Source organism: Chitinophaga sp. 05T412, assembly GCF_056396465.1.
Window position 1 is genome coordinate 1 of record NZ_JBFTLN010000087.1, and the last position, 446, is coordinate 446.

1 protein-coding gene is annotated in these 446 nt (G+C 50.9%); it reads right to left on the bottom strand.

From position 1 onward, the window contains the following. Positions 1 to 446, bottom strand: a 446-nt coding sequence (locus AC1DFM_RS34800; protein WP_477081384.1) for a phosphopantetheine-binding protein, incomplete at both ends; no start/stop codon positions are given.

The following is a 446-nucleotide window of genomic DNA, read 5'->3' on the forward strand; positions in this document are numbered from 1 at the left end:
TTGGAAAAAAGTACTTTTAATGGCAGCTTCACTTCAAAGGCCTTGTGGATCAAACTGGCCAGTCTCGTGGCTTTCAGGCTATGGCCTCCCAGCTCAAAGAAGTTATCTTTAACACCGATCTGCGTTCTGCCAAGTACCTGCTCCCAGATGGAGATCAGCTGCGCTTCTGTTGTATTACGGGCAGGTATATACGTAGTACCGGTGGGTAGTCCAAAGTCTTCCGGAGCGGGCAGCTGCCGGCGGTCTACTTTACCGTTGGCATTCAGTGGTAAGCTGTCCAGTTGCACGAAGTAAGCAGGGATCATATAAGCAGGCAGGCTACCAGCCAGCCACTGACGCAGATCGGTAAGCCCGATCGCTTTTTTGCTGACGATATAACCTACCAGGTTTTTTGTACCCGTCTGGTCTTCCCTCGCAATAACGATCGCCGCATCCATATCAGGATG